This is a genomic window from Streptomyces sp. LS1784, assembly GCF_020103755.1.
Taxonomy (GTDB): domain Bacteria; phylum Actinomycetota; class Actinomycetes; order Streptomycetales; family Streptomycetaceae; genus Kitasatospora.
In genome coordinates this window covers 1-14,607 of the sequence record NZ_JAHSQD010000173.1, presented here as the reverse complement: position 1 = coordinate 14,607, position 14,607 = coordinate 1, and the positions used below count along the sequence as shown (strand labels likewise).

At 72.6% G+C, this 14,607-nt stretch carries 11 protein-coding genes; 10 read left to right on the top strand and 1 reads right to left on the bottom strand.

The features are described 5' to 3' along the window. The 5 genes from KS423_RS20665 to KS423_RS20645 form a co-directional block, all read left to right on the top strand. Window positions 1-1,451: IucA/IucC family siderophore biosynthesis protein (locus KS423_RS20665; protein ID WP_224281047.1), on the top strand; the 1,451-nt coding region annotated here is incomplete at its 5' end. Between the two features lie 13 nt (window positions 1,452-1,464). Beyond that, window positions 1,465-2,094, top strand: a complete 630-nt coding sequence (locus KS423_RS20660; protein WP_374119995.1) for a GNAT family N-acetyltransferase — start codon at window positions 1,465-1,467, stop codon at window positions 2,092-2,094. 9 nt (window positions 2,095-2,103) lie between these two features. Beyond that, the gene (locus tag KS423_RS20655) at window positions 2,104-3,498 is read left to right on the top strand and encodes a lysine N(6)-hydroxylase/L-ornithine N(5)-oxygenase family protein (RefSeq protein ID WP_224281045.1); all 1,395 of its coding nucleotides are present in this window, start codon (window positions 2,104-2,106) and stop codon (window positions 3,496-3,498) included. After that, window positions 3,476-5,299, top strand: a complete 1,824-nt coding sequence (locus KS423_RS20650; RefSeq protein ID WP_224281044.1) for an IucA/IucC family siderophore biosynthesis protein — start codon at window positions 3,476-3,478, stop codon at window positions 5,297-5,299. Before KS423_RS20655 ends, KS423_RS20650 begins: the two co-directional genes overlap by 23 nt. Window positions 5,300-5,311: 12 nt before the next feature. Then, the gene (locus KS423_RS20645) at window positions 5,312-7,441 is read left to right on the top strand and encodes an ATP-dependent DNA helicase (RefSeq protein WP_224281043.1); all 2,130 of its coding nucleotides are present in this window, start codon (window positions 5,312-5,314) and stop codon (window positions 7,439-7,441) included. A 176-nt stretch (window positions 7,442-7,617) separates the two neighbouring features. Here the strand turns inward: KS423_RS20645 and lexA are convergent, their stop codons facing one another. Beyond that, on the bottom strand, window positions 7,618-8,499 hold the full coding sequence (gene lexA, locus KS423_RS20640) for a transcriptional repressor LexA (protein WP_374119994.1): 882 nt from the start codon (window positions 8,497-8,499) through the stop codon (window positions 7,618-7,620). Between the two features lie 342 nt (window positions 8,500-8,841). Here lexA and nrdR point away from each other — a divergent pair, with 342 nt between their 5' ends. From nrdR to KS423_RS20615, 5 genes are all read left to right on the top strand, one after another. Continuing rightward, window positions 8,842-9,342 (top strand): transcriptional regulator NrdR, encoded by a 501-nt coding sequence (gene nrdR, locus KS423_RS20635; protein WP_224281042.1) that lies wholly within the window; start codon window positions 8,842-8,844, stop codon window positions 9,340-9,342. 207 nt (window positions 9,343-9,549) lie between these two features. Beyond that, on the top strand, window positions 9,550-12,441 hold the full coding sequence (locus KS423_RS20630; protein ID WP_224281041.1) for a vitamin B12-dependent ribonucleotide reductase: 2,892 nt from the start codon (window positions 9,550-9,552) through the stop codon (window positions 12,439-12,441). Between the two features lie 170 nt (window positions 12,442-12,611). Further along, window positions 12,612-13,376 carry an SDR family oxidoreductase gene (locus KS423_RS20625; protein WP_224281040.1) on the top strand — a complete coding sequence of 255 codons (765 nt, stop codon included), beginning with the start codon at window positions 12,612-12,614 and terminating at the stop codon, window positions 13,374-13,376. Window positions 13,377-13,434: 58 nt separating this feature from the next. Further along, on the top strand, window positions 13,435-13,671 hold the full coding sequence (locus KS423_RS20620) for an RNA polymerase subunit sigma-70 (protein WP_224281039.1): 237 nt from the start codon (window positions 13,435-13,437) through the stop codon (window positions 13,669-13,671). 3 nt (window positions 13,672-13,674) lie between these two features. Then, window positions 13,675-14,253: a Clp protease N-terminal domain-containing protein gene (locus KS423_RS20615; RefSeq protein ID WP_224281038.1), complete on the top strand. Its 579-nt coding sequence runs from the start codon at window positions 13,675-13,677 to the stop codon at window positions 14,251-14,253. Window positions 14,254-14,607 lie beyond the last annotated feature (354 nt).

Here is a 14,607-nt window from a genome sequence, read left to right as displayed (position 1 = left end):
TCGCCGACTCGGTCGTGCGCACCACCGAGATCCTCGCCCACCGCCGCACCGCCGCCGTGCCCGGCGGGCCGGAGCGCTCGCACTTCCTCGCCGCCGAGCAGTCCCTGCTGCTCGGCCACCCGCTGCACCCCACGCCGAAGAGCCGCGACGGCCTCGGGCCGGCCCAGAGCGCCGCCTACTCGCCCGAGCTGCACGGCTCCTTCCAGCTGCACTGGTACGCGGTGGACCGTGAGCTGCTCGCGGCCGGCTCCGCCGCCGCCGAGAGCGCCGAGCAGCTCACCGCAGGCCTGCTCGGCGGCGGCACGGCGCTGCCGCCCGGCACCGCCGCCGTCCCGCTGCACCCGTGGCAGGCCCGCGAACTCGCCCACCGCCCACCCGTTGCCGCACTGCTCGCCGACGGGCTGCTGCACGACCTCGGGCCGGCCGGCGAACCCTGGTACCCCACCTCCTCGGTGCGCACCGTCTACCGGCCCGGCACCCCGTGGATGCTCAAGCTCTCGCTCGGCCTGCGGATCACCAACTCCCGCCGGGAGAACCTGCGCAAGGAGCTCCACCGCGGCCTGGAGATGCACCGGCTGCTGGAGAGCGGACTGGCCGCCGAGTGGCGGGCCGCCCACCCCGGCTTCGACATCGTCCGCGACCCGGCGTGGATCGGCGTCGACCACCCCGACCTCGGCGACCCGGGCGGCCTGGACACCGTGCTGCGCGCCCAGCCCTTCGCGCCCGCCGAGCGCGCGCTGTGCGTCGCCGGGCTGGTCGCCGAACAGCCGCTGGGCACCGGCGACACCGTGCCCTCCCGGCTCGGCGACACCCTGCGGGCGCTGGCCGCGCGCTGCGCCCGCCCGCTGCCGACCGTGGCCGCCGAATGGTTCCTGCGCTACCTGGACGCGGTCGTGCTGCCCATCCTCTGGCTGGACGGCCGGGGCGGCATCGCCCTGGAGGCGCACCAGCAGAACAGCCTCGTGCTGCTGGACGCCGAGGGCTGGCCGTGCGGCGGCCGCTACCGCGACAACCAGGGCTACTACTACCGGGAGAGCGCCGCCGGTAAGCTCACCGCCCGGCTGCCCGGGCTCGGCGCGGACAGCGACACCTTCCTGCCGGACGAGGTGATCGACCACCACTTCGCCTACTACCTCGGCATCAACCACGTGCTCGGCCTGATCGGCGCCTTCGGGTCCCAGCGGCTCGCCGACGAGACGGTGCTGCTGGCCGCGCTGCGCCGGTTCCTGGCCGGCCCGCGGGTCACCGCCACCGGATCGGCGCTGCCCGAGCTGCTGCTGGACGCGCCCGCGCTGCCCTGCAAGGCCAACCTGCTCACCCGGATCAACGGCATGGACGAACTGGTCGGCCCGGTCGCCAGCCAGTCCGTGTACGTGGACATCCCCAACCCGGTGGCGGAGCACGTGAGCGAGCGGTGGGGGCGCCCCCGGCCGGAGGCCGGGGGCGAGTGAACCGGAAAGAGGCGTGCCCGGGCGAACGCCCCGGCGAGGGGAGCGAGGTGGCGGCGTGACGTCGTGCGACCCGTCCGGGTGGGGTGCCGTCCCCACCCCGGCCGGTGAGTTCCGGCTCGACCCGGTCCGGCTGCCCGCCGACCTGGCGCTGCTCGCCGGATGGATGAACGACCCCGAGGTCGACGCCTTCTGGGAGCTCGCCGGGCCGCCGGAGGTCACCGAACGGCACGTCCGGGACCAGCTGGACGGCGACGGACGCAGCATTCCGTGCCTCGGCCTGCTCGACGGCGAGCCGATGAGCTACTGGGAGGTCTACCGCGCCGACCTCGACCCGCTCGCCGCGCACTACCCGGCCCGGCCGTACGACACCGGCGTGCACCTGCTGCTCGGCCCGGCGGCCAGCCGCGGCCGCGGGCTGGGCGCCGTCCTCCTGGCCGCCCTAGCAGAATTGATTCTCCGCCGGAATCCGCGCTGCGAGCGGGTGGTGGCCGAGCCGGACGTCCGCAACCGGCGGTCCGTCCGGGCCTTCGAACGGGCCGGATTCCGGGCCGCCGCCGAACTCGACCTGCCCGACAAGCGCGCCGCCCTGATGGTCCGCGACCGGCCCGGCCGGCTCGCCGCGCAGGCCCAACTCCCCGCCTAGGACACCCCTGTGGACACCTCGACACCCCCTCCGTACGACCTGCTCGGCGTCGGCATCGGTCCGTTCAACCTCTCGCTCGCCGCGCTCGCCGAGCCCGTCCCCGGCCTGCGCACGCTCTTCTGCGACCAGCGCCCGGAGTTCCGCTGGCACCACGGGATGCTGGTGGACGGCGCCCGGATGCAGGTGCCGTTCCTCGCCGACCTGGTCTCCCTGGTCGACCCGACCAGCCGCTGGTCCTTCCTCAACTACCTGCGCGAGCAGGACCGGCTGTTCCCGTTCTACTTCGCCGAGCGCTTCCAGCTGCCGCGCCGCGAGTACGACCACTACTGCCGCTGGGCCGCCGAGCGGCTGGCCAACTGCCGCTTCGGCACCGAGGTCACCGCCCTGCACTGGGACGCGCCCTGGTACCGCGTCGAGCTGACCGACACCGCGACCGGCCGGCGCTCCGAGGCCAGGGCCCGCAACCTCGCCCTCGGCGTCGGCACCCGGCCGGTGCTGCCCGAGGCCTTCGCCGCGCTGGCCGGCCACCCGAGGGCCTTCCACTCCGCCGAGTACCTGGACCGCCGCGCCGACCTGGCCGGCGCCCGGGACATCACCGTGGTCGGCAGCGGACAGTCCGGCGCCGAGGTCTTCCTCGACCTGCTCCGGCGGCACGAGGGCGACGGCGTCCGGCTGCGCTGGCTCACCCGGACCAGGGCGCTCGCCCCCATGGAGTACTCCAAGCTCGGCCTGGAACACTTCACCCCCGACTACACCCGCTACTTCCACGGCCTGCCCGCCCCCGTCCGGGACGCGCTGGTCGCCGCCCAGTGGCAGCTGCACAAGGCCGCCAGCGCCGAGACCCTCGCCGAGATCCACGACCACCTCTACGAGCGCACCATCGGCCGCCCGATCGACACCGCCCCGGTCGAGATCACCCCCGGCACCGCCGTCGACGCGGCCCGCCCCGGCCCGTGCGGCGGCCTCGAACTGCACTGCCGGCACACCGACTCCGGCGCCGAGCACCTGCTGCGCACCGACGCCGTGGTGCTCGCCACCGGCTACCGGGCGGCCCGCCCGGCCGCGCTCGAACCGCTCGCCGAGCTGATCGACTGGGACGAGGCCGGGCGCTACCGGGTCGACCTGGACCACCGGGTCGCCACCCGGCCCGAGCTCACCGGCGGGCTGTACGTCCAGAACGCCGAACTGCACACCCACGGCGTCGGCACCCCCGACCTGGGGCTCGGTGCCCACCGGGCCGCCGTGATCCTCAACGCCGTCACCGGGCGCACCGTCCACCGGCTGCCCGGCCGCACCGCCTGGACCGGCTTCGCGCCACCCGTCCCCGCGCCCGCGCCCTTCGACCGGACCCCCGTCGTCCCCCGCCCCCAGGAGTTGACCCGTGCCGCAACCGTCGGCCGCTGAACCGCCGCTCCACCTGCCCCCGCACCTCACCGCCGGGCACTGGCGGCGGGCCGGCCGCGCCCTGCTGGCCAAGATGCTGGGCGAGTTCGCCTACGAGGAACTGCTCCGGCCCGTCCCCGGCGACGCGCCCGGCGAGTACCGGCTGGAGCTGCCCGAGGCCGAGTACCGCTTCACCGCCCGGCGCGGCGCCTACGACAGCTGGCAGGTCGACCCGGAGTCCGTCCGCTGCTCCCGCCCGGACGGCCTGGACCCGCTGCGCTTCCTCCCGTACGCCCGGCAGACCCTCGGCATGCGCGGCGAGACCACCGGCCACCTGATCCGCGAGCTCTCCGCCACCCTGACCGCCGACGCCCGCCAGCTCGCCACCGCGCTGACCGCCGCCGAGCTCGCCGACCTCGACCACACCGCGCTGGAGGGCCGGCAGACCGGCCACCCCTGGATCGTCCCCAACAAGGGCCGGATCGGCTTCTCCGCCACCGACGCCGCCCGCTGGGCACCGGAGGCCCGCAGCCCGCGCCCGCTGCCCTGGATCGCCGTCCACCGCCGGCTCGCCGAGTACCGCGGCGTGCCCGGCCTGGAACGGCCCGAGCAGCTGTACGCCCGCGAGCTGGACGACGTCGACGCCCTGCGCGCCCCGCTGGGCCCGGACGCCGAGGACTACCTGCTGCTGCCGGTCCACCCCTGGCAGTGGGACGAGACGATCCTGCCGCTCTTCGCCCCCTGGATCGCCTCCGGAGAGATCGTCCCGCTGCCCTCGGACGGCGACCCACGGCTGCCCCAGCAGTCCATCCGCTCCTTCTTCAACACCGCCCACCCCGAGCGCTGCACCGTCAAGCTGCCGCTGTCCGTCCTCAACACCCTGGTCTGGCGGGGCCTGCCGGTCGAGCGCACGCTCGCCGCGCCCACCGTCACCGCCTGGCTGCTCGGGCTGCGCGACGCCGACCCGTACCTGCGCGACGAGTGCCGGGTGATCCTGCTCGGCGAGATCGCCTCCGTCACCGTCGACCATCCGCTCTACCGCGAGCTGCCCGAGGCGCCCTACCAGTACAAGGAACTGCTCGGCGCGATCTGGCGCCAGCCGCTCGGCCCCTTCCTGGACGGCGGCGAGCGGGCCCGCACCCTGGCCGCGTTGCTGCAGACCGGCTCCGACGGGCGGGCGCTCGCCGCCGAGCTGATCACCCGCTCCGGCCTCACCCCCGCCGAGTGGACCGGCCGGCTGTTCGCCGCGATGATGCCGCCGCTACTGCACTTCCTCTACCGCTACGGCCTGGTCTTCTCCCCGCACGGCGAGAACGCCATCGTGGTCTTCGACGAGCGGGACACCCCGGTCCGGCTCGCGGTCAAGGACTTCGTGGACGACGTCAACCTCAGCGCGCAGAGCCTGCCCGAGCTGCACGGCCTGCCCGCCGAGGTGGCCGAGGTGCTGCTGCGGGAGAGCCCGCAGGGGCTCTGCCAGTTCATCCACTCCGGGCTGTTCATCGGCGTCTTCCGCTACCTCGCCCCGCTGCTGGAGGCGCAGGCCGGGCTGCCCGAGACCGAGTTCTGGGCCCTGCTGCGCGCCGAGGTGCTCCGCTACCAGGACCGCTTCCCCGAGCTGCGCGAGCGCTTCGAGCTGTTCGACCTGTTCCGCCCCCGGATCGACCGGCTCTGCCTCAACCGCAACCGGCTGCTGCTGGACGGCTACCAGGACCGCCCGCACCGCCCGCACGCCGCCCGGTACGGGACCGTGCCCAACGCGCTGGTGGCCGTGGACGTGCGACTGCCCGTGCAACGGGACCGGATTGTCACCCCCGCCCCGTAGGGTGGGAGGGTCATGACGAACGACTCCGAATCCCACGACTCCGAATCCCAGCGGGCGGCGGACCTCGGCGACGAGGCCGAGGAAGCCGTAGCCGTCCCGCGCTCGCGGATCCCCGAACTGCTGCACGCCGCGGTGGCGGCCGTCGGCGGTGTGGAGCGCCCCGGCCAGGTCCGGATGGCCGAGGCGGTCGCCGACGCCGTCGACCACGGCGAGCACCTGCTCGTCCAGGCCGGCACCGGCACCGGGAAGTCCCTGGCCTACCTGGTGCCCGCGCTCGCCCACGGCGATCGCGTGGTGGTCGCCACCGCCACGCTGGCGCTGCAACGCCAGCTGGTGGAGCGGGACTTGCCGCGCACCGTCGAGGCGCTGCATCCGGTGCTGCGCCGCCGCCCGCTGTTCGCGATGCTCAAGGGCCGCTCCAACTACCTGTGCCTGCACCGGGCCAACGAGGGCACCCCGAGCGACGAGGGCGAGGGCCTGTTCGACCCGGTGGACGCGCTCGGCGGGCCCACCGGGAAGCTCGGGCAGGACGTGCTGCGGCTGCGCGACTGGGCCGAGGAGACCGACACCGGGGACCGCGACGACCTCAGCCCCGGCGTCTCCGACAAGGCCTGGGCCCAGCTGTCGGTCACCTCCAAGGAGTGCCTGGGCGCCACCCGCTGCCCGTACGGGCAGGAGTGCTTCGCGGAGAAGGCGCGGGAGCGGGCCAAGCTCGCGGACGTCGTGGTCACCAACCACGCGATGCTCGCGATCGACGCGATCGAGGGCGCTCCGGTGCTGCCCGAGCACGGGCTGCTGATCGTGGACGAGGCGCACGAGCTGGTCAACCGGGTCACCGGCGCGGCCACCGCCGAGCTGACCGTCGGCGCGGTCAACCGGGCGGTGAAGCGGGCCGCGCGGCTGGCCAACGAGAAGGCGGTGGACGCGCTCCAGGCCGCCGCCGAGAACTACCACGGCCTGATGGAGACGGCCCAGCCCGGCCGGGTCGAGGAACTGCCCGAGTACCTGGCGTACGCCGTCACCGCGATTCGGGACGCCGCCCGCCAGGTGATCACCTCGCTGGGCGAGACCAGGGACAAGGGGCTCAGCGACGAGGACGCCGTCCGCAAGCAGGCGATGGCCTCGGCCGAGGCACTGCACGAGACCGCCGAGCGGCTGCTGGAGGACTCCGAGTACGACGTGGTCTGGATCGAGCGCAGCGACCGCTACGGGCTGGGCACCGCCTCGCTGCGGGTCGCCCCGCTGAGCGTCTCCGGGCTGCTGCGCGAGGGGCTGTACAAGGAGCGCTCGGTCGTCCTCACCTCGGCCACGCTCAAGCTCGGCGGGGACTTCAACGGCGTCGCCGCCTCGGTCGGCCTGCCCTCCGAGACGCGGCTGCCGGACGTCCGCACCGCCGGGGACAACCCGGAGGCCGGCCCGGCCTTCGGCGAGGACGCGGTGCCGTACTGGCGCGGGATCGACGTCGGCTCGCCGTTCAAGTACCCCAAGCAGGGCATCCTGTACGTCGCCAAACACCTGGCCGACCCCGGGCGCGATCCCGAACGGCCGGACATGCTGGACGAGTTGGCCGAGCTGATCGGCGCGGCCGGCGGGCGGACACTGGGCCTGTTCTCCTCGATGCGCGGCGCCCAGACGGCCGCCGAGGCGATGCGCGAGCGGCTGGACCACCGCGTCCTGCTCCAGGGCGAGGACACCCTGGGCGAGTTGATCCGGGAGTTCGCCTCGGACGCGACCACCTGCCTGTTCGGCACGCTCTCGCTCTGGCAGGGCGTGGACGTGCCCGGCTCGGCCTGCCAGCTGGTCGTGATGGACCGGATCCCGTTCCCCCGGCCGGACGACCCGCTGATGAGCGCCCGCCAGAAGGACGTCGAACAGCGCGGCGGGAACGGCTTCATGGCCGTCGCGGCGACGCACGCGGCGCTGCTGATGGCGCAGGGCGCGGGCCGGCTGGTGCGCGCGGCCGACGACCGGGGCGTGGTCGCGGTGCTGGACCCGCGGGTGGAGACCAAGCGGTACGGGGGCTTCTTCCGCTCCTCGATGCCGGAGTTCTGGTACACCACGGACCGCAACCAGGTGCGCCGCTCGCTGGCGGCGATCGACGCCTCGGCGGCGCCGGTGCGGCCGGTGGTGAAGCGGGGCTGACCGCCTCGGCCCCGGGGCGTTCAGCCCCGGGGCCGAAGACACCGGAGGGGCTCCCCGCATGCGCGGTGGAGCCCCTTCCCGGTGTGCGCGTGTCCGTCGAGTGCCCGTAGCGGCGCAGGACCGCGACCGAGTGCCCAGAGGCGGCGCAGAAGTGCCCAGAGGCGGCGCAGGAGTGCTCAGAGCCTGCGCAGGACCGCGACGACCTTGCCCAGGATGGTCGCGTTGTCGCCGTTGATCGGCTCGTACGCCGGGTTGTGCGGCATCAGCCAGATCCGGCCGTCCTCGCGCTTGAGCCGCTTGACGGTGGCCTCGCCGTCGATCATCGCGGCCACGATGTCGCCGTTCTCGGCGACCGGCTGGCGGCGCACGGTGACCCAGTCGCCGTCGCAGATGGCCGCCTCGATCATCGAGTCGCCGCGCACGGTGAGCGCGAACAGCTCGCCCTCGCCGACCAGCTGGCGGGGCAGCGGGAAGACGTCCTCGACCGTCTGCTCGGCCAGGATCGGCCCGCCGGCGGCGATCCGGCCGACCAGCGGGACGTAGGAGGTGGACGGGCGGCCGGCCGTCTCGGCGGTGTTCGGACGGGCGACCTCGACACCGCGGACCTCGTAGGCGCGCGGGCGGTGCGGATCCCGGCGCAGGAAGCCCTTGCGCTCCAGGGCCATCAGCTGGTGGGCGACCGAGGAGGTGCTGGACAGGCCGACGGCCTGGCCGATCTCGCGCATGGACGGCGGGTAGCCGCGGCGCTGGACGGAATCCCGGATGACCTCGATCACCCGGCGCTGGCGCTCGGTGAGACCGGCCTCGTCGGTCCGGATGCCGGGGGGGCGGCCGGGCATCGCGCGGGCGGGGGAGGGGTGGGCGTCCTCCAGGGCGGCGGAGTGTTCGATCGGCTGGTCGGGAACGCGGGTCGCCCCGGAAAGGGCCGCTCCGGAGAGGCGATGGTCTTCGCTACGGTCCATGCTGATGTCCACACCCTGCTGATTCGTGGTGCGCTGCCCCACCTTGAACTGGGAGTGTTCCTGCACCGGGATGGTGTTGCTTTCGATCGTGTTCACGGCGGCCCCTCTCGACGGCTGTCCTCTCCCTTTTCCAGCCCAACGCGCCTCCTATCGAAAGGTTGCGCCAAACACACGTTCGAGTGAATTATTCGGGAGTTGACTGACTCGATCAAGGCTTTGTTGTACATCGAGTAAATGTTCGAGCGGAACTCGACCCCGGCAGTCTAATCGGCACCGACACGCCAAGGCCCTCACCTCCCCCAGAGGCCTAGATGTAGTGGCTACAGTCCTCTCCGTGCCCAGTACTAGTGGTCACCCCGCATGATCAGCTTGCCGAGGCCGGGGGCGCATCGCATAGACTCGACTGGTCCGAACGTTCTGCCAGGGAGGGATCCCGAGGTGCACTGCCCCTTCTGCCGGCACTCCGACAGCCGTGTTGTCGACAGCCGGACCACCGAGGACGGCAGCTGCATCCGCCGTCGTCGGCAGTGCCCGGACTGCGGCCGCCGCTTCACCACGGTGGAGACGGCCGCGCTGATGGTCATCAAGCGCAGCGGCGTCACCGAGCCGTTCTCCCGGCAGAAGGTCATCACCGGCGTCCGCAAGGCCTGCCAGGGTCGCCCGGTCACCGAGGACGCGCTGGCCCAGCTCGGCCAGCGGGTCGAGGAGTGCGTGCGCGCCAGCGGCAACGCCGAGCTCACCACCCACGACGTGGGGCTCGCCATACTCGGCCCGCTCAAGGAGCTCGACGTGGTCGCGTACCTGCGCTTCGCCAGCGTGTACCAGGCGTACGACGGACTGGAAGACTTCGAGGCCGCCATCGCGGAACTCCGCGCCGAGCAGCCCCGCACCCCCGAGGCGGACGACACCTGCGTGTCCGTCTCCGCCGCCGCGCCCTAGAAGGGTCCGGCACCGGGCCCCGGGCGGGCCCCGTCGCACCACCATGGCCCCGCGGGGCCCACGCGTGCCCGAAAACGGGGCACAGAACACTACAAACCGTGCGCAAGCAGGCAAGGTCTCCGCCTGCCCGCACACCGGAAGAACGAACCAGCAGTGCCCGGACTTTTCGGGGCACTTCGGGCGTTTGCCCAGGAGGAGGAGCGAGAAGTGACAGACACCACGAGCGGTTCCGCACGCGGGTCGAAGTCCGAGAAGGCCGCGGCCAAGGGCGCCAAGGCCCCGAAGGGCGGTCTTCGGATGGAGCGCATCTACACCACTCCTGGCGTGCACCCGTACGACGCGGTCCGCTGGGAGCGGCGCGACGTCGTGATGACCAACTGGCGCGACGGGTCGATCAACTTCGAGCAGCGCGGTGTCGAGTTCCCCGACTTCTGGTCGGTCAACGCCGTCAACATCGTCACGTCCAAGTACTTCCGCGGCGCCGTCGGCACCCCGCAGCGCGAGTGGAGCCTCAAGCAGATCATCGACCGCGTGGTGCTCACCTACCGCGCCGCCGGCGAGAAGCACGGCTACTTCGCCGGCAAGGACGACGCCGAGATCTTCGAGCACGAGCTGACCCACGCCCTCCTCCACCAGGTGTTCAGCTTCAACTCGCCGGTCTGGTTCAACGTCGGCACCAAGCAGCCCCAGCAGGTCAGCGCCTGCTTCATCCTGTCCGTCGACGACTCCATGGATTCGATCCTCGACTGGTACAAGGAAGAGGGCATGATCTTCAAGGGCGGCTCCGGCGCCGGCCTCAACCTCTCCCGGATCCGCTCCTCCAAGGAGCTGCTCTCCTCCGGCGGCAACGCCTCCGGCCCGGTCTCCTTCATGCGCGGCGCCGACGCCTCGGCCGGCACCATCAAGTCCGGTGGCGCCACCCGCCGCGCGGCCAAGATGGTCGTGCTCGACGTGGACCACCCGGACGTCGAGGCCTTCATCGAGACCAAGGTGAAGGAGGAGGAGAAGATCCGCGCCCTGCGCGACGCGGGCTTCGACATGGACCTCGGCGGGGACGACATCACCTCCGTCCAGTACCAGAACGCCAACAACTCGGTCCGCGTCAACGACGAATTCATGACCGCCGTCGAGAACGGCACCGAATTCGGCCTGCGCGCCCGGATGACCGGCGAGGTCATCGAGACCGTCGACGCGAAGAAGCTGTTCCGCAAGATGGCCGAGGCCGCCTGGGCCTGCGCCGACCCCGGTATCCAGTACGACACCACCATCAACCACTGGCACACCTGCCCGGAGTCCGGTCGCATCAACGCGTCCAACCCCTGCTCCGAGTACATGCACCTGGACAACTCCAGCTGCAACCTCGCCTCGCTGAACCTGATGAAGTTCCTGCGCGACGACGACTCGTTCGACGCGGCGACCTTCGCCAAGGTCGTCGAGCTGGTCATCACCGCGATGGACATCTCCATCTGCTTCGCCGACTTCCCCACCGAGAAGATCGGCGAGACCACCCGCGCCTTCCGTCAGCTCGGCATCGGCTACGCCAACCTCGGCGCCCTGCTGATGGCCACCGGCCACGCCTACGACAGCGAGGGCGGCCGCGCCCTGGCCGGCGCCATCACCTCGCTGATGACCGGCACCGCCTACCGCCGCGGCGCCGAACTCGCCGGCGTGGTCGGCCCGTACGACGGCTACGCCCGCAACGCGGCCCCGCACCAGCAGGTCATGAAGCAGCACGCGGACGCCTCGCTGGACGCCGTCTCCCACGACGACCTGGACGCCCCGGTCTGGCTGGCCGCCAACAAGACCTGGCAGGACGTGCTGCGCGTCGGCGCGCAGAACGGTTTCCGCAACGCCCAGGCCTCGGTGCTCGCCCCGACCGGCACCATCGGCCTGATGATGGACTGCGACACCACCGGCGTCGAGCCCGACCTGGCCCTGGTCAAGTTCAAGAAGCTGGTCGGCGGCGGCTCGATGCAGATCGTCAACGGCACCGTCCCGCGCGCCCTCAAGCGTCTCGGCTACCAGGACGAGCAGATCGAGGCGATCGTCGCCCACATCGCCGAGCACGGCAACGTGGTGGACGCCCCGGGCCTGAAGTCCGAGCACTACGAGGTGTTCGACTGCGCGATGGGCGAGCGCGTCATCTCGGCCATGGGTCACGTGCGGATGATGGCCGCGATCCAGCCGTGGATCTCCGGTGCCATCTCCAAGACCGTGAACATGCCCGAGTCCGCCACGGTCGAGGAGATCGAGGAGATCTACTTCGAGGCGTGGAAGATGGGCGTCAAGGCACTCGCCATCTATCGCGACAACTGCAAGGTCGGCCAGCCGCTCTCGGCCAAGAAGAAGGAATCCGAGAAGAAGGCCGAGCAGGCCGAGGCTCCCGCCGCGGTCGAGAAGGTGGTCGAGTACCGCCCGGTGCGAAAGCGCCTCCCCAAGGGCCGTCCGGGCATCACCACCTCCTTCACGGTCGGTGGCGCCGAGGGCTACATGACCGCGAACTCCTACCCGGACGACGGTCTGGGCGAGGTCTTCCTGAAGATGTCCAAGCAGGGCTCGACCCTCGCGGGCATGATGGACGCCTTCTCCATCGCCGTCTCGGTCGGCCTCCAGTACGGCGTGCCGCTGGAGACCTACGTCGCGAAGTTCACCAACATGCGCTTCGAGCCGGCCGGTCTGACCGACGACCCGGACGTGCGGATGGCGCAGTCGATCGTCGACTACATCTTCCGCCGCCTGGCGCTCGACTTCCTGCCGTTCGAGACCCGCTCGGCGCTCGGCATCCACTCCGTCGAGGAGCGCCAGCGCCACCTGGAGACGGGCTCGTACGAGCCGCTGGAGGCCGAGGAGCTCGACACCGAGTCGCTCGCCCAGTCCGCCCCGGTCGCCGCCAAGCCGGCCGCGGCCCCGGCTCCGGCTCCGGCCGTCGAGGCGCCCAAGGCGGCCCCGAAGCAGGCCCACAACTCCACGGAGCTGATGGAGATCCAGCTCGGCCTCAACGCCGACGCCCCGCTCTGCTTCTCCTGCGGCACCAAGATGCGCCGCGCCGGCAGCTGCTACCTCTGCGAGGGCTGCGGCTCCACCAGCGGCTGCAGCTGATCGCGCCCGACCCCGGTGGTCGCCTCCTGAGGTGAACCGCTGAAGCGGGGCGAGGACCTTCACGGTCCTCGCCCCGCTTTTTCGCGTTCCCGGGGATGCCGATGTCACGTCCGGGGGTGGTGTCCGGTCGGTAGGGACGACGGGTTCTTCCGAGAAGGGGTGGTGCGGTGATGGGAACGGTGCTGGTGACCGGGGCGACGGGGACGCTGGGGCGGGAGGTGGTGCGGCTGCTGGTGGCGCGCGGGGTGGTGGTGCGGGGGTTGAGCCGGCGGGTGCGGGACGGGGGTGACGGGGTCGAGTGGGTGGTCGGGGACCTGGTGAGCGGGGCCGGGATCGCGGAGGCGATGGCCGGGGTCGAGGTGGTGGTGGACTGCGCGACCACCCAGCGGAAGGCGGACCTGGCCGGGGTCCGGACGCTGGTGGCGCGGGCCCGGGAGGCCGGGGTGCGGCACCTGGTGTACGTGTCGATCGTCGGGATCGACCGGGTGCCGATCGCGTACTACCGGACGAAGCTCGCCTGTGAGGGGGTGGTGCGGGAGTCGGGGCTGGGCTGGACGGTGCTGCGGGCGACGCAGTTCCACGACCTGGTGCTGAAGTTCTTCGACGCCTCCGCCCGGCTGCCGCTCTTCCCGGTGCCGAGCGGGTCGGCGTTCCAGTCGGTGGACGTGCGGGAGGTGGCCGCGGCGGTCGCGGACCTGGCGGGGGAGGAGCCGGCCGGCTTCGCGCCGGAGGTGGGCGGCCCGCAGGTGCGCTCCTACCGGGAGCTGGCCGAGGCCTACCTGCGGGCGGCGGGCAAGCGCCGACTGCTGCTGCCGCTGCGCCTGCCGGGAGCGGCCGGCCGGGGCCTGCGGGCGGGCGGCAACCTGACACCGGATCGGGCGGTGGGCCGGGGGACCTTCGAGGAGGCACTGGAGCGGCGGTTCGGCGACCGCTGAGGCCCGCGACTGTCAACCAGGGTTGACACCTGCGCAAGTGTCAACCAGAGTTGACGGCATGAGTGAGAGCGGAGAACTCGCGGCTGCGGCGAGCAGCCGTGACCCCGCCGTGGGGCTCCGGGCGGTCCGCGCGCTGCGCGATCTGGCGGACCGCCTGGAGGGCCTGCAGGTGGGCAACGCCCGGTCGCAGGGCTGGTCCTGGCAGGACATCGCGGTCTGCCTCGGGGTGACCAGACAGGCGGTGCACAAGAAGCACGCCCGACGAGGGGCCGGCAAGGACGAGGACGGAGGCTGAGCGATGTTCGAGCGTTTCACCGGCACGGCGCGGCAGGTTGTGGTCACGGCCCAGCAGGAGGCGAGGGAGCTGCGGCACGAGCACGTCGGGACGGAGCACCTGCTGCTGGCGATCGCCGGCGTGCCCGGCGACCCGGCGGCCGCCGTCCTGGTCGAGGCGGGCCTGGACCGGGAGACGGTGCGGCGGGCGGTTGTCCGGGCGTTCGGGCCGGAGGAGGACGCGGTGGCGCTCGCCTCGATCGGGGTGGATCTGGGTGCGGTGCGCGAGGCCGTCGAGTCGGTGTTCGGCAAGGGGGCGCTGGATGCGCCCACCGAGGAGGAGCCGAGGCGGCGCGGCTGGTTCCGGTCGGAGGCGAAGCCGGGGCGGAGCCCGTTCACGGCCGGGGCGAAGAAGGCGCTGGAGCTCTCGCTGCGCGAGTCGTTGCGGTTGAAGTCGGGCGAGATCGCGGTGGGCCACCTGCTGCTCGGGGTGCTGCGGGAGGGCGAGGGGCTCGGGGCGCGGGTGATCTCCGAGCACGGGCTGGCCCCGGACGCCGTGCGACGGGCGGTCGAAGGGAAGCTGGGACGGGTGCCCCGGGCGTGAAGCGTGGCGCTCGGGCGGGCGTCGTCGGCGCCGCCGAGTGGTGTGGGCGGCGTGAAAGCGGGAGATTGGCCGTCAACTGGCCGCTTGAGGCCTATGTCTGAATCGATATGATCGGCCGAAAGCGTGAACCGATCAGCCGCCCGGAGACGTTTCGCGCGTCGCCGGGCGGTCTGGTATGCGCCCGACCAGCTGTCGGCGGCCGCAACCGTCGCCGACCCCGCCGCCCGCGCCGCCGCCGCCCGCCGACGTTGCCGAGGACCGCACCGATGAGAGAAGCCACCAGCCCCGACGGCCGATCGCGCAGACGGCCCGCGCCGCGCACCGTCGCCCTGACCGCGGCCGCCGTCCTGCTGG